This is a genomic window from Sorangium sp. So ce185, assembly GCF_051526825.1.
In the GTDB taxonomy this organism is placed as follows: Bacteria; Myxococcota_A; Polyangia; order Polyangiales; family Polyangiaceae; genus Sorangium; species Sorangium cellulosum_D.
This window is the reverse complement of the sequence record NZ_CP150316.1, coordinates 2,882,211-2,899,775: the sequence shown is the minus strand read 5'-3', so window position 1 is coordinate 2,899,775 and position 17,565 is coordinate 2,882,211. Positions and strand designations below refer to the sequence as shown.

Genomic DNA, 17,565 nt, shown 5'->3' with positions numbered 1-17,565 from the left:
GCTGACGCCGCGCCGCTATCGCGCGCCGCCGCGCCCCGTGCTCTGCAAGGCGGCGGGCGCCCGCGCGGCGTCGGGCCGCGGCGGCATCGATTCCATGCGGCGGGGCCGCGAGAGGAGCTCTCGCCGGAGCTCCTCCAGGCGCGCCGGCGAGAGCTCCTGGTGGTCCACGATGTAAGGGTGGACCTGGCGGCTCTTGCCCCGGATGCTCAGGGCGCCGGTCGGCGTCGCCGGGACGCAGTCGTCGAGGTTCGCGTACGTCGCCTGGCAGATGATGATCTTGGAGCCGAGCTCCTTGTTGAACTGCTCGAGGCGCGAGGCCGTGTTTACGGTATCTCCGATGCAGGTGTACTCCATTCGCTGGAGCGACCCGATGTTGCCGGAGATGACGGTGCCGGTCGCGATCCCGACGCCCATCTTGATCTCGCCGCAGCCGAGGAGCTGCCGCTGGTTCATGCGCTCGAGGGCCTGCACCATCTCGATCGCCGCGATCACGGCGCGCTTCGGCGCGTCCTCGACCGAGAGCGGCGCGCCGAACACCGCCATCAGGCCGTCGCCGATGTACTTGTCGAGGGTGCCCCCGTAGCGGAACACGATCTCGACCATCTCCGTGAAGTACTCGTTCAGGAACGAGACCACGGCCTCCGGCTCGACCGACTCGGTGAGCGGCGTGAAGTTGCGGATGTCGGTGAACATCACCGAGACGTGCCGGCGCGTGCCGCCGAGCTTGAGCCGCCCCGGATCGGAGAGGACGAAATCGACGAGGTCCTTCGAGAGATACCGGCCGAGCTCCTGCTTCTCGCGCTCGAGGCGGAGGCGGGCCAGCGACTCGAGCTCGGCGCGGAGGACCAGGTTGCGCGACATCCGCGCGATGATGCCGGCGACGACGCCCGGGAGCGCGATGAACAGGACCTGCTGGCACTGGTCCGCGATGTTGATGGCGTTCTGCCCGTAGACGGACACCGGGCTGATCGGGATCGCGCCGGTGTAGACCGTGATCGCGAGCACGATCGAGTTGAAGAGGACCGACAGCCCCGCCGAGTACAGGCACGCCGCGAGGCTGTAGCGGAAGCCCGACATCAGGTTCCAGAGCACGTAGACGGTCGCGAGGTAGCTCGAGAAGTACTCGATCATCCCCGAGTGGTTCCTCGCCGTCGCCAGCGCCGTGAGCGTCAGGAGCGCGAGGTCGACGAAGATGCTCACGTACTTGAGCCAGCCCGCGTAGGCGTTGGGGCGCAGGCGGAAGAACGCGTAGAGCAAGAGCGAGAACACGAGGTACCCGCCGATCTGGATCGCGAAGATCTGGTTCGCGGCCGGCGTGTTGACCGTCCACACGTGCGCGAACGTGTAGGCGGACAGCAGCGCGAACACGAACCGGACGTGGTTCACGATCTGCTCGCCGCGCATCTCCTGCGCCTGGAGGATCCGCACGATCTCCGGCGACTTCTCGATGTTCATGCGCGCCGCTCCCCTCCGCGCTCGAGCCGGTACCACGCCGCGGCGAGCCCGCGGGCGCAGAGCGCGGTCGTCAGCGCCCTGCCCTGGTGGTGCCCCTCGCGTCCGCGCTTCATCGGCGCCCGGTAGAGCGGCTCGGCCGGCCAGGACCCGTCCACGAGCTGGCGCTCGCCGAGGTACCGCAGCCCCCGCTCCAGGAGCAGCGGATCCGGCGACGCCGCCATCGCCGCGCCCTCGAGGCACGCGGCCGTGCCGAGCGGCGTCCCGAAGCCGCCGTCGAGCCGCTGCGCTCCGAGCATCCGCGACAGGATCGCGGCCTCGACCGCGGCGACGTCGGCGGCCCGCGGCGCCTCCCCCGCCCGCTCCCGGTAGAGGCGCGCGAAGCGGAGGAACGCGAGGTCCGTGTACGCGGCGTCGTAGAAGCACGCGCCCTTGATGCCGCCCTCCGCGGCGGCGCCGAGCACGCGCCGCGCGTTGTCGTCGATGAGCCGCGCGAACCGCGCCGCGTCGAACGAGAGCAGGCCCGCGAGCAGGTTCAGCCGGACCGCCGTGCAGTCGTCGCCGGCCCACGCCGCGCCGGGCGTGGTCGGCCCCGACGGCCCGCGGTAAAACCAGGTCGGCACGGCGCCATCGTCGCCCACGTTGGCCAGCATGACCTCGATCCACGTCTCGGCGCGATCCCGGGCGGCGCCCGTCTCGGCGACCAGCTGGAGCATGATCGCGAGGTCGTCGGCGTCCGGCGGGAGATCGCGGAACGCGCCGAAGTAGCGGAGCTCTCCGGCCGGGATCTCGTCGAGCAGCGCCGCGGCGTCGGCGCGGACGTCGCGCCCGGCGTCCCCGATCTCGAGCAGCGCCTTCAGGATCGTCGCCCGCACGAACCAGTGGCCGACCGGCTGCTCGCGCGACCCGAGCACGCCGAAGCGCTGCACCTCCCAGGACTCCGACCACGGCGCCGCCTCCGCGAGGAACGCGACCGCCGCCTCCAGATCCGCGCCCGCGTCCTCGCGCGGCGCGCGGTCGCCCTGCGGCCGCAGCGGCGCGGGCGCCGCGCCGGCGCCGAGCAGATCGCGGAACGCCATCAGCCCCTCGAAGAAGCGGAAGCGCTCGGCGAGCGCGTCGACGAACTCGAGCTGCGCCTCGACGAGGCCGCGCTCGGTCGAGCGCGCGCGGGGCGCGCCGGCCGCCGCCGCGCGGGCCGACGCGAGCGCGCCCCCCGCGCGCGCGGCGAGCGCGGCCCGGTACGGGCGCGCCGCGAGCAGGCCGTGGATCTCGCGGCGGCGCACGGGGGACGCGCGCTCGCCCGCGAGCGCGCGGAGCAGCGGAGGAGCGAGATCCGCGCCGCCGAGCCAGAGCGCGAAGAGCGGCGTGAGCGTCGGCGCCGCGAGGTCCGGCGCGGCCGGATCGAGCCAGAGGCGCGCGAGCCCGTCGAGGAGCCAGAGCGGCTCGGCCACGGCCTCTCCGAAGCGGCGCGCGGGCGCGAGATCGTCGCCGGCGACGAGCGCGGGCGCCGTCCAGAGGGCGACGACCTCGCGCGAGCCGGCGGCGCCGGCGCGCCCCGCCGCGACGTCCGGCGCCGCGCCGGCGACGCCCGCGACGACCGGGTTGCGGGGCCACGAGGCCTCCGCGAGCCCGCCCAGGTCCACGAGCCAGCGGCCCGCGCGCGCCTCGCCCGCGTGACGCGCGAGCAGGCGCGCCGCGAGCGCGCCCCGCGCGAGCGCGTCCGGAGCGCCCTCGACGCCGCCGGCGGCCACGGCGGCGACCGCCACGGCGGCGTCGGCCGCCGCGGCGGGCGCCGACACGCGGCCGCACAGCCGGAGCGCCCAGCTGGCCCACGGGATGCTGCGCCCCGGCGGCGCGCCCACGCCGCGCTCGATCGCGGGCGCGCCCCAGGCCGCGTCACCGCGCTGGAGCGCCCCCGCGGACAGCAGCGCGGACCAGGAGCGCTCGCACGCCACCTTGTCGTCCGCGTCGAGCCAGGGCCAGACGGCGGTCGCCCCTGACGCAGGAGACAACGTCACATACCGACCCCGCCCTCACGCGCCGCGGCCGCGATGGCCGCATCGACCGCTTCGGGCGTCGAGGTCGCGGCGTCGCGGATGCGCTGGAGCGTCTCCGGCCCGACCTCGTACCCCTCCGCGTCGATGGTGCGGTCGGGATCGGCAAGGAGCTGCTGGCGGAAGCTCGAATCCACAACGGCACGACCGATGAGCTCTGCCTCTGTTTTCTTCGACGTCACGACTCCTCGCTTTCTCGCTCGGGAGGCTAGGAGACCTGCAAACGGCTAGCAAGTACCAGCAGGCGCGCCGCGCGCGCCCGGGCGCCGGCTCACCGCGGCGCGCCGCCGCTCGCGGCGGGCTCGCCCGCCAGCGCGCCGAAGAACGCGCGGAATACGCGCCGCTGGATCTCGGTCATGTACCGCGCGCGCTCCCTGCAGAAGCGCGCGGCCTCCGGCAGCCCGAGCGCCCCGGCGGCGACCTCGGCGCGAGCGAGCTCACAACGCGCCTCCTCCAGGATGGCGTCGAAGCCGCCGCGCGCGAACAGCTGCGCGCGCAGGGCAGCCGCGCCGCGCCCCGCCGGATCGTGGCGCGGCTCGCCCCCGGCGGGGGCGGCGCCGTCCGGCCGAGGCCGCCCCGCGTCCCTCGCCTCGACCTGCGCGCCGAGCCGGGCGAGCACGTACGTCGCGTTCCCGAGCGCGCGATCCTTCTCGGCGTGGAGCAGGTCCACGAACAGCTGGTGCGCCGCGGCGAGCGCCGCGACGAACTCCTCGAGCGCCGCGAGGCGCTCGGCCTGCGACAGCGCGAACAGGGCCGCGGCCGCGGGGAGCACCAGCGGTCGCGAGCGGGCGAGCACCCGCCGGAACGTGGCGGCGTCGCGCGGGCCTGCGCCCCGGTGCAGCCGCCGCTCGAGGAGCATCGCCTCGCCGTACCCGAGCCACACCTCCTCGAAGAGATCCCAGAACGGGCTCCCGCCGGGCAGCGAGCGGGCGAGCAGCGCCTGGTGGCGGGCGAACAGCGCTCCGGACAGGAGCACCGCCGCCCCGGGCTCGCCGACCCCCTCGTCCAGCAGGTCGTCTTCGATGCGGACGTGCAGGTATCCGACCGCCGCGGCCTCGGCGAGCTCGACCGCGAGCGGCGGGATCGCCCGCGATCCGGCGTCCGCGGCGGGCGCCGGGCCGCCCGGCCGCGTCGCGACCCAGAGCGGCAGCTCGAGCACCGGCAGCGCGGCCGGGTGGGAGAAGTAGCCCTCGCCCGGCTCTCCTTCGAAGAGCCGGAGGCGCGCGGCTAGCTCATCGAACAGCGCGCCGAGCTCGTCCCCGACCCGGCCTCGAAACGACGCGAGTCGCCGCAGCACCTCGGCCTCGAGCCGCGCCCTAACGTCGTCGACGACGACGTCGCCCTCGCCCCCTCGCTCTGCGCGGCTGTCCTCGTTCATCCCACCTCTCGACGGCGCGGCGGCGCCGCACGGGCGACGCTAGCACGAGCAGGCTCGTCCGAGGGGCGAGCGCAGCCGACTTTGCCAGGAGCGCCGCCCGTGCGAGACTCGGCGACTTCACGAGATCGGAAACCATGATCGACTCCGAGCGTTTCGCCGAGCGTCACGGGGACATCACGACCGACGCCCGCGCTGACGTCCTCGATTTCCGCGACACCCTTTATCGGCCCACGATGATCGAGGTGCCTCCGGTCATGCCCCCGGAGCGCTTCATGGACCACGGCGTGCCCGTGCTCGACCAGGGCAGGAACAACGGCTGCACCGGCTTCACCGTCGCCACCGTGGCCCACTTCCTGCTGCGCAAGCGCAAGGTCTCCCCGGAGTACGGCCTCGTGAGCCAGAACATGGTGTACACGATGGCGCGCCGCTACGACGAGTACCCGGGCGAGGACGACGCGAGGGGCTCCAGCCTGAGGGGCGCCATGAAGGGCTGGCACAAACACGGTATTTGCTCTTATGAGCAATGGCCGTGGGACCCGAACGATCTCCACGGCACGCTCACGCCGGAGCGCGCCACGGACGCGATGCTCCGGCCGCTCGGCCTGTATCAACGCGTGAACCACAAGGACCTCCCGGCGATGCACAACGCCCTCGCGGAGGTCGGGATCATCGCGGCCTCGGCGCTCATCCCCTTCAATGGCTGGTATTACGGGACCCAGAAGAACGGCATCATCCCGCCGGTCGACAAGACGAACCCGTTCATCGCCCCCTGGGGCGGCCACGCCTTCGCGATCGTGGGGTATGACGCGGAGGGCTTTTGGCTCCAGAACTCCTGGGGGCTCGGCTGGGGCAAGAGCGGCTTCGGGCGGCTCTGCTACGACGACTGGCTCCAGTACGGCTTCGACGCGTGGGTCGGGCGGCTCGGCGTCCCCATCCGCCTGAACCAGCCGCGCTCGCTGCGCCCGCTCGCCTCCACGAGCCGGACGTTCGCGAGCCTGCGGCCGCACCTCATCAGCGTCGACATGCACGGTCAGCTCCAGCAGCGCGGGGCCTACGGCACGTCCTCGGAGGACGTCCGCATCATCATGGAAGAAGACTTCATGAGCGCGACCGAGAGCTGGAGGCGCCGCCGGCTCGTGCTCATCGCGGGCGGCGGGCTGCGCCGGCAGATCGACGGGATCAACCGGATGTCGCGCCTCCGGCCGAAGCTGCTCGGCCACGAGATCTACCCCATCGAGCTGCTCTGGGAGACCGACCACTATCCGCGCCTCCTCGAGATCCTCCACCGCGCCACCGAGGGCCGCCGCCACGACGGCTATGATCCCAGGGCGTTCGGGTTCATGATCGATCGCCGCGACGACGCCCTGGAGCCGCTCGTCCGGCGCATGGGCGGCAAGGCCGAGTGGGATCGCATGAAGCTCGCCGCGGGCGACGCGACCATGGACGCCGATCACGGCGGCGTCCGCGAGATGATCAGCCGCCTCGCGTCGCTGATGGACCAGGACCCGAGGATCGAGCTCCACCTGGTCGCCCACTCCAGCGGCACGTTCCTGCTCGCGCCGCTCGTGCAGCTCGTCACCGCGGAGAAGGGCAAGCGGATCGAGGGCGGCCCGATGCGGGGTCAGCTCGGGCTCGGGCTCCCGATCGAGTCGCTGTCCCTGCTCGCTCCGGCGAGCGCCCTCGACGCGTTCCGCGACACGTACATGCCGCCGATCAAGAGCGGCATGGTCCGGAGGTTCGCGCTGTTCACGCTCACGGACGAGGCGGAGCTCCAGGACCACTGCGAGGTCTACGGCAGGTCGCTGCTCTACCTGGTCTCGAACGCGCTCGAGCGGCGCCCGCGGGTGCCCGGCACGAGCGGCGTCTCGCTGCTCGGCATGGAGGCGGGGCTCCTCGACCCGGAGAACGCCGACGTCCTCGCGCTCCTCACGGAGAACCGGGATGATCGGCCCACCGTGTTTCCGCGGGCGGAGTGGATCAAGGGGCCCAACACGAGGCCCCCTCCCCACGGCTCGGAGGCGCGGCGGCACGAGGACTTCGAGAACGACGCGACCACGTGGAAGTCCGTCATCGCCCGCATCCTCAACCAGCCGTTCGCCGATCACCTGCCGCCGATGTCGGCGCGGGATCCGTGGTGAGCGCGCCCCTCACCCCTCCGGGCGCCGCCGCTCGGCCGAGGTCATCCCGTGGAGGGCCGGGGCGCCGAGCCGCTCGGGCGCGAGCGGCGGCGCGATCGCTCCGCTCAGGAGGATGGCAAACGAGGCCCGGATCTCCTCGCCGAAGTTGATCCGGAAAAGGCCCATATCGGGCCGACTGCGGATATCGCGGATCACGTCGCTGGGGTCGCAGACCTGGCGCATGCCGATGAGCAGGGCATACATGCGGATGAGGATCGGGCCGCCCTGCCCTGGCGCGAGCGACGGCAGACACCGCTCGAGCAGCGTCCCGGTGCGCTCGATGTTGGCGACGAGGGAGAGCTTGAAGCGGAGGGCGGCCTCGTAGCTGACGTTCTGCTCGAGCACGCTGTGAAGGATGGAGAGCAAGCGCGTCATCGCGTCGCGCGCCACGAGGGTCGCCGACAGGATCGAGGCGATGCTGCCCGCGGCGCCCGCGCCGGGCGCCGCGGGCGCGCCGCGTCGGGCGCGCGGCGCCCGGGGGCGCGCCGCGGCCTCCTCGCCCTGGGAGGCGCCGAGATGCGTCAGGCGGATATCCACCTCATGGAACCACTTCGCGAGCTCTTGATCGACCACGGCGAGGAAGAGCTCCTCTTTGGTGGTGAAATAGAGGTAGAGGGTCCCCTTGGCGAGCCGCGTGCGCTCGGCGACCTGCGCCATGGTCACCTCGAGATACGGCGTCTCCTGGAACAGCTGCCAGGCTGCGTCGATGATGATCCTCCGCCGCTCCTCCTTCTGCTCCTCCTTCCGCGCTCTTCGCGTCGAGCTCATCGACTTCTCGGTTTACGATGTCTCCAGAAGCGCCGCAATGCAGACGCCGCGGCAATCGCGTGCGAATTCGATTTCACGATCGCGTCGTCAGCGCTCGCGCGCCGCGCGCTCGCTCAGCCGGCCATCGCGCTATCGCGGGTAGCCGCGCTCATCACATTTCACCGGACACGGTCACACCGAACCCGTGCAGACCGAGGAACATCGGGGCGACGCCCGAGCGCACCGCCCGCTGGACGGTCCTTGAGAGCGCCCGCGCGATGCGCGCCGCGAGCCCGCCCGGGTCCTCGGCCGCGCCGCCCTGCGCGCCGGGCGGCGCGGCGGCGCGCAATGCGCGGGGCGCGGGCAGCGCGAAGAGCCCAGCGCCGTCGTTTCCGGGCCGCGCGAAGCACTGAGGAGCAGACAGCAGGGTCGCCGCCACGACAACCACCATGCCCTTCACGATCGCTGGACCAGCGCTCATCCCGGCACCCACGTGAAACCTAACGCCATCGACGCGCATGTCGTGAGCGATGGGACGGTAAAATAACGCTGCTATTGCCGAACGCCGGAGCACAACGTGGAGAGTCGCTCCTCGGGCGACATCCCGCCTCGGCGCGGGCTGCGCCAAGTCGGGCTCTCCCTGGATCGCGCGGCCTCAGCCCGCGGTCGCCATGGCCAGGGCCCGGTGGATCACGCGCAGCGCGACGTCGGTGAGGCCATGGGCGGGCAGCTCGGGGATCGGCACGAAGGCCGCGTCGGAGGCGTCGTCTCCGGGAGAGAGGACGCCGCCGGTCGACTCGCACAGGTAATCGAGGATCACGTAATGGTACGGAGTCGCCACGATCTCCACGACCTCCACGAGGGGGCCGACGCGGATCTCGAGGCCCGTCTCCTCGCGGATCTCGCGGGCGAGGGCGTCCGCGAGCCGCTCTCCCGGCTCCACGCGTCCGCCGGGGAGCGACCAGGAGCCCTCGAGCGGCGGGCGGGCGCGCCGGATGAGGAGCACGCGCGGCGTATCGGACGCGCCCGGGCGGCGCTCGATCACGACGGCGCCGACCGCCACGCGCGGGGGCTCCAGGGCGTGTCCCGGCGCGTCGCTCACGGCGCGGCCGCCTCGGTGCGGCCGGCCTTGCAGCGGGCGTCGCCCGGCGTCGCGACCGCGAGCTCGTAGTCGCCGAGCGCGACATCGCCGGGGATGATCACGGCCCCGTCGTAACGGCCGCGCTCATCGGTCGACAGCGAGCCGATCGTCAGGCCCTGCGGCGCCGCGTTCCCCGTCAGGATCACGTCGACGCGCACGTGGCCGCACGGCGCCCCGTCGCTGCTCACCTGGCCCTGCAGGTGGAGCGGAAACCCGCGGCGGATTTCCCTGTCGAGCGCGGTCACGGCCACGTCGGTGCGCGCCGCGGCGCGCTCGGCCGCGTCGCTCGTGGGGGTGGGCGCCGGCGGGGGCGGAGGCGGCGGCGCGCCGGCGCTGGCGGAGCCGGCGCCGCCCGGGCCGGGCGGCCCCTGCTGCGTCTGCTCGGCGCGCGTCCGATCGGCGAGGTCCTGGCCCGAGTCGCGCTGCTCCGGCCAGCTGTAGGGGTCCGGCGGCGGCACGTACGGCGGGCGGCTCGGATCGACCTCCTGGTCCATGTTGAGGGCGGCGCCCCCGAGGTCGATGCGATGCCAGAGCGAGCCGTCGAAGACCTCGACCCAGGCGTGCGCCTCGTTGACGACCATCCGCGCGGGGATCCCGATGTGCAGGGCCGTGACGAGGAACGCGAAGGCGCGATGGCGGCAGACGCCTTTCCGCGACAGCGCGAGATCGAGGTAGATGTCCCCGTGCCCCTTGGGCGGGTCGTCCGACGGGGCGAACGACCGGAAGTACTCGACCATCTTCTGCACGACCTCGCGCGGCCGCATCGCCGTCGAGATGCCGATCGCCTGGGCGACCTGCTTGAACGCCGCCTCGTGGGAGGGCTCCTGCGGCGGGCGGAACGGCGCGAGCTTGCCCCAGTCGACCTCGGCGAAATCGCTGCCGAAGGTCGCGCGGGCGATCGCGAGCTGCACGATGAGCCGGACGCGCGCGCTCTTCGTGCCGCGGACGAACCAGTTGTCGGCGCCGTCGCGCAGCACGACCACCGGCGTGTCGGGGTTCACGTGCACCCGCACGAGCCGCGTGTCCGGCCCGACCGTCGGGATCCGGACCGGCTCGTTCGGCACGAGGTCGACCGCGATGTCCCCGTAGAACGCCTCGTCGCCCGCCGCGACCTTGCCGCCGACCTCGACCGCCTTCAGGCTCCGATCGCGGACGACGAGCGAGTAGTCCGCCCTGACGGCGTCGTAGGCCTGCAGCCGCTTGAACGGCGCGGTCGCCGGGGAGAACGGGTCGTCGTAGCGCTCGATGTTCGGCCGGCGGGTGTCGCGATCCGGCTCGTAGGAGGCGTCGGGGCCGGCGTCGGAGCCGACGGTGCTGTAGACCTGCTGCTGGTTCGACGGCGGGCGCTGCGGATCGGGCGCCGTGGCCAGGCCGCTCGGCGTCTGGATCGCGGCCGGGAGCCCTCCGTCGAGCGTGGTCGTGGCGAGCGAGACGTCCTCCGCGGGGTCCGGCGCGATGAACTCGTGGAGGAGCGACACCTGCGCGTCCGCGAGCGGCGACACGGCGCAGGCGAGCGCGAACACGAGCAGGCCGCGCGCCCAGCCGCCGAGCCGGCGCCGGGAGGCGGAGACAGCGGGCACAGCAGCAGGGCGCGGGCGCGCGACCGGAGCGGACATCAGGAGGCTGTTATGAAACCAGAAACCCCGGCGATGTTCCACGGCGGCCGGTCCGTTCGCGCCCCTGCCGCCGGCCGTCGCGGTCGGCCACCGGCGCCCCGGTCAGCGCCGGTGCTGCGCCGCATCGGCGTGGTGGCGCCGCGGCTGCGGGGCGGAGCGGAGCCGGTCGATCGCCTCGGTGGATTCCCCGCGCGCGGTCAGCTCGGCGGCGAGCACGTCGAGGGCGGGCTGGAAGATGTCGGTCCGCGCGAAGCGGCCGGCGCGGCCGCCGGCCAGCCTCGGCAGGACGGCGACGATGCGGCGCATCCCGTCGGCGTACCGGCGGGAGATGGCCAGCCGGTCGATGAGCGGCTCGAGGAAGTCGGCGACCGCCGCGGCGCGATCGCGGACCCCGTCGCAGGCCTCCTTCATCGGCTCGAGGAGCAAGAGCGTCCAGAGGACCGTGTCGTCGAGCGGCCGGTCCGCGGCGGTGCGCCGGTCGACGTAGTCGAGCACGCGCCAGAGGCGCTGGCCCGGGCCGTCGTCGCCGCGATCGTCGTAGAGCAGCGCCGAGACCTCGGGCAGGAGGACGTCGAGCACCCCCGTCTCCCACGCGAGGTAGATGGTCCGACGCGCCTGGCCGCCGCGCAGGAGGCGCAGGATCTCCTCCGACAGGCGCGGGCGCGCCGCGAGCGCGAGCGCGTCGCGGCAGTAGACGACCGCGTCGTAGACGTCCGGGGTGATCGCGAAGCCCAGCCGGCCGGCGAACTTGAGCGCGCGCAGGATGCGGATCGGATCCTCGCGGAAGCGCGTCTCAGGGTCGCCGATCGTGTGGACCACCTGGCGGCGCACGTCCTCCATGCCGCCGACCCAGTCGAGGATCTGCCGCGCCTCCACGTCGTAGAAGAGCGCGTTGATCCGGAAGTCGCGGCGCAGGGCGTCCTCGTGCGCGACGCCGAACGCGTTGTCGCTCCGGATGAGCAGCTCGCTCCCGTCCTCGGAGTCCTCCTTCGGGTTGCGGCGGAAGGTCGCCACCTCGATGACCTTCCCGCCCTGAAAGAGGACGTGCACCAGGCGAAACCGCCGGCCGATGATGCGCGAGTTGCGGAACAGCTCGCGGACCTCCTCCGGCCGGGCGCTGGTGGCGACGTCGAAATCTTTCGGGCGGCGATCGAGCAGCAAGTCCCGTACACACCCGCCTACCAGGTAGGCCTGGTATCCGTGGCGAACGAGGCGTCGAACGACTTTCTGGACATCCGGATCGATCCGCGCCTCGTCGAAGACGACCTGGAAGCGGCGCGGGGTGGGGATGTCTTCGTCGACGAGCTCGACGCGGAACGGATCGCCGTCGAGGACGCCCGTGTCCGTCGGCACGAGCTCGCCCTCGGGCCCTACGCGCAGCCCGGGGGCGCTTCGGACCTCGTACGTCGGAAGATCGGCGTCTTGATGTGCCGCTGTGCCGTTATCAGGAGATGGGGTCGCGCGACCCATAATCAGCAACCGAGAAAGCACCAGGCAGCGCCTGGAGGAGTGGAGGACGACTGGCGCGCGATTCTGGGTACTCCCTGGAGAACCGACCCGCGCGATGAGGCCCGCGCCCGCGGACCCCCGAACCGTGCCGGCTCGCTCGCCTCGGCCTGCTTCGGCCTGGCGAGCGGATCCGGCTGTCGCCCGGAACAAGAGATGCTAACGGCCGTCTAGCAGGGCTTCGCCGTGAGAGCAAAGCCGAGGCGCAGGGGGGCCGACAGAAGCCTCCGGAGCGAGCCGGCGTCACGGCTTGGTACCCCAGTGCCCGAGCCCGGGGGCCGGCGGCGGGGCCGCGTCCGGCTGGGTGGCGAGCGGCGCCCCGGCGCTGGCCTCCGGCGTCGCGAGCAGCGCCTGCCGCAGCTCCGCCATCGAGGCGAAGCGGCCGCGCGGATCCTTCACGAGCGCCTTGCGCACGACCGCGTCGAGCTCGCGCGACATGAGGAGCCCCGGGTGCAACCGGTGCGGCGGCGGCGGCGGCTCGCGCGCGTGCTTCTCCGCGATCGCCGGGTACGTCCCCTGGAACGGCACGCGGCCCGCGAGCATCTCGTAGAGCACGATGCCGAGGGAGTAGACGTCGACGGCGGGCGCCGCGGGAGCGCCCTGCGCCTGCTCGGGCGCCATGTACTCGGGCGTCCCCACGACCCGGGGAAAGAGCGCGCCTTCGCCCTGGCCCGCGATGAACGAGAGCCCGAAGTCGAGCAGCTTGACGATCTCGCGCCCGTCGGCGGCGTGCACGAGGAACACGTTCTCCGGCTTCACGTCGCGGTGGATCACCCCGGCCCGGTGCGCGGCCTCGAGGCCCGCGGCGAGGTCGGCGGCGATCCGGACCGCGCGCGCGGGGACGAGGGAGCGCGTGAAGCTCAGCGTGTCGGCGAGGTCGAGGCCGACGAGCAGATCCATCGCGAAGCACGGCGCGTCGCCGGCGCGCTCGAGCGCCTCGACGCGGAGGACGTTGGGGTGACGGACGCGCGACGCGGCGTCCGCCTCTCGCTCGAACCGCGCGACGAGCAGCGGGTCGTCGCGGAGCTCTGCCCGGAGGACCTTGAGCGCGACGCGCGACGGCGCGGCCTGCTGGGGCCTGCCGGTGCGATCGGCGAGGTAGACGTGCCCGACCCCGCCGCTGCCGAGCAGCTGCACGACGCGGTACTTGTTGCAGAGGAGCTTGCCCACGAGCGCTTCGGCGGCGACGCGAGCAGGAGGCATGGATCGATCGTAGCGCAGTCGCGCCTGTCGAAGGGCAAACGCGCGCAGCGGCGGCGCAGAAGAGCGCGCGGGCCGGCCCGGCGCGGCGCGCGGGCGCAGCGGGAGGTTCGCCGCCGCACCGATCCGCGGCCGCGGCGCGCTCGCCTGCGAGGGCCCGGGCCGGCGCGGCCGCTCCCGCCGGCCCGGCTGGCTCCGCCGGAGGGCGCGCGGCGCGCGGCGAGCTGCCCGCCCGGACGCGGGATCGCGCGGACCGCTTGAGCGGCGACGCGGAGACGGCCACGCTTAGCGGCGCATGACCGACGATCGTCGAACCTCCTCCCCGAGCGCGCTCGACCTGGACGCCGAGCTCTCGCCCTCGGCGGCGAGCTTCCCACGGCCGAGCGCCGCCGCCTCGCGTCCGCCCCCGCTTCGCTGGAAGAAGAACCTCGCGCTCTTCTGCCTGACGGTCGTCTCGGTGTTCGCCGCCGGCACGTTCTGGGCTCAGGTCACGCCCGAGGACGACAGCGCGCTCTCCCTCGTGAAGGCGCTGTTGCAGGGTTGGCCGTTCGCGGTGCCGTTCCTGTCGATCCTGCTGGCGCACGAGTTCGGGCACTACTTCGCGGCGCGCGCGCACGGGGTCGAGGCGTCGCTCCCCTACTTCATCCCGCTCCCGCTCATCGGCCCGCTCGGCACGATGGGCGCGGTGATCTCGATGAAGGGCAGGATCAAGTCGCGGAACGCGTTGCTCGACATCGGCGCCTCCGGGCCGCTGGCCGGCCTCGTGGTCGCGCTCCCGGTCCTCTTCGTGGGCCTGATGCACTCGGAGGTGCACGCCACGTCGGGACCCGCGCTGCAGGAAGGGCGGAGCCTGCTCTATCTCCTGCTGAGGCGGCTCGCTGTCGGTCCGATCCCGGAGAACCACGACGTCTTCCTCGGCCCCACGGCGATGGCGGGGTGGGCCGGGCTGCTCATCACGGTGCTCAACCTCTTCCCGGTCGGCCAGCTCGACGGCGGGCACGTCGCCTACGCGCTGCTCGGCAAGCGGCAGGACCGCTACGGCCGCGCCGCGCACTTCCTGATGCTCGCGCTCTTCGTCGGCAACGTCGTCTACTTCACGCAGCACTTCATCGCGGACGGGCTCTACGACGCGCTCAGCGCCGGCGTCATGAACGGGATACCGTGGCTCACGTGGTTCGGCCTCGTCTACCTGATGCTGCGGATCGGCGGGCGGGAGCACCCGCCCACGGAGCCCGGCGAGCTGTCGCCGGGGCGCAAGGCGATCGCGGTGGTGACGCTGCTCCTCTTCGTGCTGCTGCTGATGCCGACCCCGTTCGGCACCTACTGAGCGCGCCGGCGCTCAGGGCTTCGCGGCGCCGAACTTCGCCCGGAGCGCGTCGCAGACGACGGCGGGGGCGTAGTGGCTGACATCGCCGCCGTGGCTCGCGATCTCGCGCACGAGCGACGCCGAGACGAAGCCGTAATGCGTGCGCGTCGGCAGGAACACGGTGTCGACGCCGGGGAGCATGTCCGCGTTCGCATGGGCGATCTGCAGCTCGTACTCGAAGTCGGTCGCCGCGCGCAGCCCGCGGACGATCACCCGCGCGCCGACCCGCTGGCAGTACTGGATGAGCAGCCCCTCGAACGAGTCGATCCGCGCGTTCGACACCTCGCTCGTGGTCTGGCGCAGGAGCTCCAGCCGCTCCGAGTAGGTGAAGAGCGGGTGCTTCGTCGGATGCCGGCCGACCGCGATGATCACCTGATCGAACAGCTTCGACGCCCGCTGGATCAGGTCGAGGTGACCGAACGTGATCGGATCGAAGCTCCCCGCGTAGACCGCCAGCAGTTCCTTGGCCATCGCGCTCACCGGTCCGGCGTCCGCTTGGGAGCGCCCGCGGGCGGGGTCGACTTCGGCGCGGCCGCGGGCGGCGCCGGCGGCGCCTGAGGCGCGGGCGCCTGGGGCGCGGGCGAGCCGATCCCGCCCGCGGGGCCGGCCCCGTCCGCGGGGGCGGCGGGGACCTGCCCCTCGTTCGCGGGCGCCGGCTCGCCGCCCTGGAGCACCTTGTTCACGGCGGTGTCGTCCTCGATCCACATGAGCCGGCCGCCGTCGGCGAAGGTGACGCGGAAGTAGGCGAGCAGCCCCGCGCCGATCACGCCGTCCAGATCGAGCTGGAGCTGCTTCTCGACGGCCTGGAGCGGCGCCCCGTACACGCCGGGGACCTTCGGGATCTCCAGCGCGCCGAGCCGCAGCATCGGCACGACGCCCTGCTTCAGCTTCTGCTCCGGATCCTGCTCGACCCGCTTCAGGCCGTCGGCCTCGAAGCCCGCCTTCTTCCAGCCCTCCTTGTCGAGCGCGATCGGGAACGTCATCGACGTGTCGATGAGCATCGGCCCCTGCACCGTCTTGTCGGGCCCGAGGCTGCTGCGCAGCACCATGCCGCCGCCCTTGATGAAGGCCACGTCGACGCGCGTCGCGTCGGGCGGCGCCGGCGGGGAGAAGCTGCGCACGACGAACTGCCGACCGGCGTAGTCGATCGTCGCGTTGAGGTGCCGGATCAGGTTCACGCCGAGGAGCGCCTTGACCGGCGCGCCGATCTGCTTCGAGATGCCCGAGAGGTCCTGCGTGAGCGCCGGGACGTCGTTGACCTCGAGCCGCCGGCCGAAGCGGAGCGAGACCCAGCTCGGCTCCTTGCGCGTGCTGCTGTCGAGGACCACCTCGCCGGTGCCGGTCGACACCATCGCGAGCGCCGACTCGCCGTCGATCTCGAGCTCGACGACGAAGAAGGGCGCCGCGGGGTTGACGTGGGGCATCTCGATCGCCGCCAGGAGCCCGCCCGAGAGCGTGAACGGCGCGCGCCCCGCCCCGCGTCGCGCCAGCTTGGCGATCGACTTCGCCCAGTCGTCGACCACCTCCGGATCGTCGAGCATCGCCTCGAGCTCGTCGGCGGCGGCGTCTAGGTCGCCCTTGTACCAGAGCGCGCGCCCGCGGATCCCGGCGGCCTCGGAGCCGGCGACGCCCTTGAGGAGGCGCAGCGCCTCGGCGTAGTCGAGCCGGGCCAGCGCGATGCGCCCCGCGAGCAGGCGGGCCTCGGTGTCGGCAGGGACGATCGTCAGCGCCTTCGCGACCGCATCGCGCGCGTTGTCGACGTCGGCGGACTGGAACTCCTGTCGAGCGCGGGCGAGCCACTTCTCCGCCGCCGGCGGGCGGGCGGACTCCGGGCCGACCATCGTCGAGCACGACGCGAGGAGGGTCGCGGTCAGCAGGCCGCCGAGGCGAGCAGCGAGGGAGCTCCTCGTCGGCGCGTTTCGATTCGAATGGATTCGCACGTGGATCTCAGGCCCTTTGCGGCGCGCCGTCCGGGCCGATTTCTCCCGACGAAATCGGCTCGATCGCCAGGATGCGATCGGCCCGTAGCTCGCGGCGGCTGCGCGACGGGAGCAGATAGCCGAGAACCCGGGGTGGGTCGAGGTCCGTTCGCACCCCCGTCACCCGTACGACGAGCTCCTCCGGCCCGCGGCGCGCCGGCCGGTACCGCACCCGCACCGTGGCGCCATGCTCGGCCGCGCGCACCGCCGCGGCGACCAGCTCCGGGCGCGCGTGGCGCTCGCCGATCCGGACGTGCCACAGGTCGCGCGGCGTGCGCGGGGCGAGGACCTCCAGCACCTTGCGGAACACGCCGCGCAGGGCGTGCACGTCGTCCTCGGCCCGGTGGGCGCGCTCGCGGTGCACGCCGAGCTCCCGGCAGAGGGAGGCGAGGCTGTGGCTCGGCAGGGCGAAGGCCCGGCGGGAGAGGACGAGCGTGTCGAGGTAGTACGGCACGCGCTTCGCCTTCCCCGCCCGCGCGAGCTCCGCCTCCAGGAACGCGACGTCCCACGCGGCCGCGTGGGCGACGAGCACCGCGCCCTCCGTCACCTGAGCGATGCGATCGCAGAGCTCGGCGAACGTGGGCGCGCCCGCGAGCTCCTGCGGATCGATGCCGTGCACGTGCGCGTTGCCGAACACGCCCGGCTCGGGCCTCACGAGCGACGTGATCGCGTCCTCGCACGTGTCCCCCCGCACCCGCTCGGCGCAGACCTCGATCACGCGGTCGCTCTCGGGGCGCAGGCCCGTCATCTCGAGATCGAGGAACACGAGCGGCGCGCGCTCGATCGGATCGTCCCACGGCGAGCCGGCGGGGGGCTCCGCGCCGGTCGTCCGCTCTGGCTCCGCTCCTTCGCGCTGCTCCGTCATCCGACCTGCTTCCCCACCCCGGCGGCTCGACCCAGGAGGCGACCGTCCCTCGGCATGGAGGCGTCTTACCGAAACCGGCGCCCG

15 protein-coding genes are annotated in these 17,565 nt (G+C 73.2%); 2 read left to right on the top strand and 13 right to left on the bottom strand.

Going from position 1 to position 17,565, the window contains the following annotated elements:
• Nucleotides 1-15: 15 nt before the first annotated feature.
• The 4 genes from WMF26_RS10805 to WMF26_RS10790 form a co-directional block, all read right to left on the bottom strand.
• Nucleotides 16-1,455 carry an adenylate/guanylate cyclase domain-containing protein gene (locus WMF26_RS10805; protein WP_438000246.1) on the bottom strand — a complete coding sequence of 480 codons (1,440 nt, stop codon included), beginning with the start codon at nt 1,453-1,455 and terminating at the stop codon, nt 16-18.
• Nucleotides 1,452-3,470, bottom strand: coding sequence for a hypothetical protein (locus WMF26_RS10800; RefSeq protein WP_438000245.1), 2,019 nt, complete (start codon nt 3,468-3,470; stop codon nt 1,452-1,454). The genes WMF26_RS10805 and WMF26_RS10800 overlap by 4 nt, the downstream gene beginning before the upstream one ends.
• Complete coding sequence (locus WMF26_RS10795; protein ID WP_044985711.1) at nt 3,467-3,688, bottom strand: Franean1_4349 family RiPP; 222 nt, start codon at nt 3,686-3,688, stop codon at nt 3,467-3,469. Before WMF26_RS10795 ends, WMF26_RS10800 begins: the two co-directional genes overlap by 4 nt.
• Nucleotides 3,689-3,777: 89 nt before the next feature.
• A complete protein-coding gene (locus WMF26_RS10790) occupies nt 3,778-4,803 on the bottom strand; it encodes a geranylgeranyl pyrophosphate synthase (protein ID WP_438000244.1) in 1,026 nt (341 codons plus the stop codon).
• Nucleotides 4,804-5,018: 215 nt separating this feature from the next.
• On the opposite strand from WMF26_RS10790, the gene WMF26_RS10785 reads away from it, so the two are divergent.
• Nucleotides 5,019-7,022, top strand: a complete 2,004-nt coding sequence (locus tag WMF26_RS10785; RefSeq protein WP_437337050.1) for a C1 family peptidase — start codon at nt 5,019-5,021, stop codon at nt 7,020-7,022.
• 9 nt (nt 7,023-7,031) lie between these two features.
• Here WMF26_RS10785 and WMF26_RS10780 read toward each other — a convergent pair whose 3' ends face one another.
• The 6 genes from WMF26_RS10780 to WMF26_RS10755 all read right to left on the bottom strand — a co-directional run bounded on the left by WMF26_RS10780 (nt 7,032) and on the right by WMF26_RS10755 (nt 13,274).
• Complete coding sequence (locus WMF26_RS10780) at nt 7,032-7,829, bottom strand: TetR/AcrR family transcriptional regulator (RefSeq protein WP_438000243.1); 798 nt, start codon at nt 7,827-7,829, stop codon at nt 7,032-7,034.
• Nucleotides 7,830-7,980: 151 nt separating this feature from the next.
• Nucleotides 7,981-8,289, bottom strand: coding sequence for a hypothetical protein (locus WMF26_RS10775; protein ID WP_438000242.1), 309 nt, complete (start codon nt 8,287-8,289; stop codon nt 7,981-7,983).
• Nucleotides 8,290-8,463: 174 nt separating this feature from the next.
• Nucleotides 8,464-8,910 carry an NUDIX hydrolase gene (locus WMF26_RS10770; RefSeq protein WP_438000241.1) on the bottom strand — a complete coding sequence of 149 codons (447 nt, stop codon included), beginning with the start codon at nt 8,908-8,910 and terminating at the stop codon, nt 8,464-8,466.
• On the bottom strand, nt 8,907-10,565 hold the full coding sequence (locus WMF26_RS10765; protein ID WP_438000240.1) for a transglutaminase-like domain-containing protein: 1,659 nt from the start codon (nt 10,563-10,565) through the stop codon (nt 8,907-8,909). The genes WMF26_RS10770 and WMF26_RS10765 overlap by 4 nt, the downstream gene beginning before the upstream one ends.
• 102 nt (nt 10,566-10,667) lie before the next feature.
• Nucleotides 10,668-11,918, bottom strand: coding sequence for a polynucleotide adenylyltransferase PcnB (gene pcnB, locus WMF26_RS10760; RefSeq protein ID WP_438000239.1), 1,251 nt, complete (start codon nt 11,916-11,918; stop codon nt 10,668-10,670).
• Between the two features lie 396 nt (nt 11,919-12,314).
• Nucleotides 12,315-13,274: a serine/threonine-protein kinase gene (locus WMF26_RS10755; RefSeq protein WP_438000238.1), complete on the bottom strand. Its 960-nt coding sequence runs from the start codon at nt 13,272-13,274 to the stop codon at nt 12,315-12,317.
• A 292-nt stretch (nt 13,275-13,566) separates the two neighbouring features.
• Here WMF26_RS10755 and WMF26_RS10750 point away from each other — a divergent pair, with 292 nt between their 5' ends.
• Nucleotides 13,567-14,598: a site-2 protease family protein gene (locus tag WMF26_RS10750; RefSeq protein WP_438000237.1), complete on the top strand. Its 1,032-nt coding sequence runs from the start codon at nt 13,567-13,569 to the stop codon at nt 14,596-14,598.
• A gap of 12 nt (nt 14,599-14,610) precedes the next feature.
• Here the strand turns inward: WMF26_RS10750 and coaD are convergent, their stop codons facing one another.
• From coaD to WMF26_RS10735, 3 genes are read right to left on the bottom strand one after another with little or no spacing between them, the layout of a single operon-like run.
• The gene (gene coaD, locus WMF26_RS10745; RefSeq protein ID WP_044987969.1) at nt 14,611-15,108 is read right to left on the bottom strand and encodes a pantetheine-phosphate adenylyltransferase; all 498 of its coding nucleotides are present in this window, start codon (nt 15,106-15,108) and stop codon (nt 14,611-14,613) included.
• A gap of 5 nt (nt 15,109-15,113) precedes the next feature.
• Complete coding sequence (locus tag WMF26_RS10740; protein ID WP_438000236.1) at nt 15,114-16,577, bottom strand: tetratricopeptide repeat protein; 1,464 nt, start codon at nt 16,575-16,577, stop codon at nt 15,114-15,116.
• A 7-nt stretch (nt 16,578-16,584) separates the two neighbouring features.
• The gene (locus WMF26_RS10735; RefSeq protein WP_061621746.1) at nt 16,585-17,481 is read right to left on the bottom strand and encodes a 3'-5' exonuclease; all 897 of its coding nucleotides are present in this window, start codon (nt 17,479-17,481) and stop codon (nt 16,585-16,587) included.
• Between the last annotated feature and the right edge of the window lie 84 nt (nt 17,482-17,565).

Bases quoted from the DNA above. Each gene is read 5' to 3' on its own strand.
- WMF26_RS10805 (WP_438000246.1), bottom strand. From the start codon at position 1,455: ATGAACATCGAGAAGTCGCCGGAGATCGTGCGGATCCTCCAGGCGCAG.
- WMF26_RS10785 (WP_437337050.1), top strand. From the start codon at position 5,019: ATGATCGACTCCGAGCGTTTCGCCGAGCGTCACGGGGACATCACGACC.
- WMF26_RS10780 (WP_438000243.1), bottom strand. From the start codon at position 7,829: ATGAGCTCGACGCGAAGAGCGCGGAAGGAGGAGCAGAAGGAGGAGCGG.
- WMF26_RS10775 (WP_438000242.1), bottom strand. From the start codon at position 8,289: ATGAGCGCTGGTCCAGCGATCGTGAAGGGCATGGTGGTTGTCGTGGCG.
- WMF26_RS10765 (WP_438000240.1), bottom strand. From the start codon at position 10,565: ATGTCCGCTCCGGTCGCGCGCCCGCGCCCTGCTGCTGTGCCCGCTGTC.
- WMF26_RS10755 (WP_438000238.1), bottom strand. From the start codon at position 13,274: ATGCCTCCTGCTCGCGTCGCCGCCGAAGCGCTCGTGGGCAAGCTCCTC.
- WMF26_RS10750 (WP_438000237.1), top strand. From the start codon at position 13,567: ATGACCGACGATCGTCGAACCTCCTCCCCGAGCGCGCTCGACCTGGAC.
- coaD (WP_044987969.1), bottom strand. From the start codon at position 15,108: ATGGCCAAGGAACTGCTGGCGGTCTACGCGGGGAGCTTCGATCCGATC.
- WMF26_RS10735 (WP_061621746.1), bottom strand. From the start codon at position 17,481: ATGACGGAGCAGCGCGAAGGAGCGGAGCCAGAGCGGACGACCGGCGCG.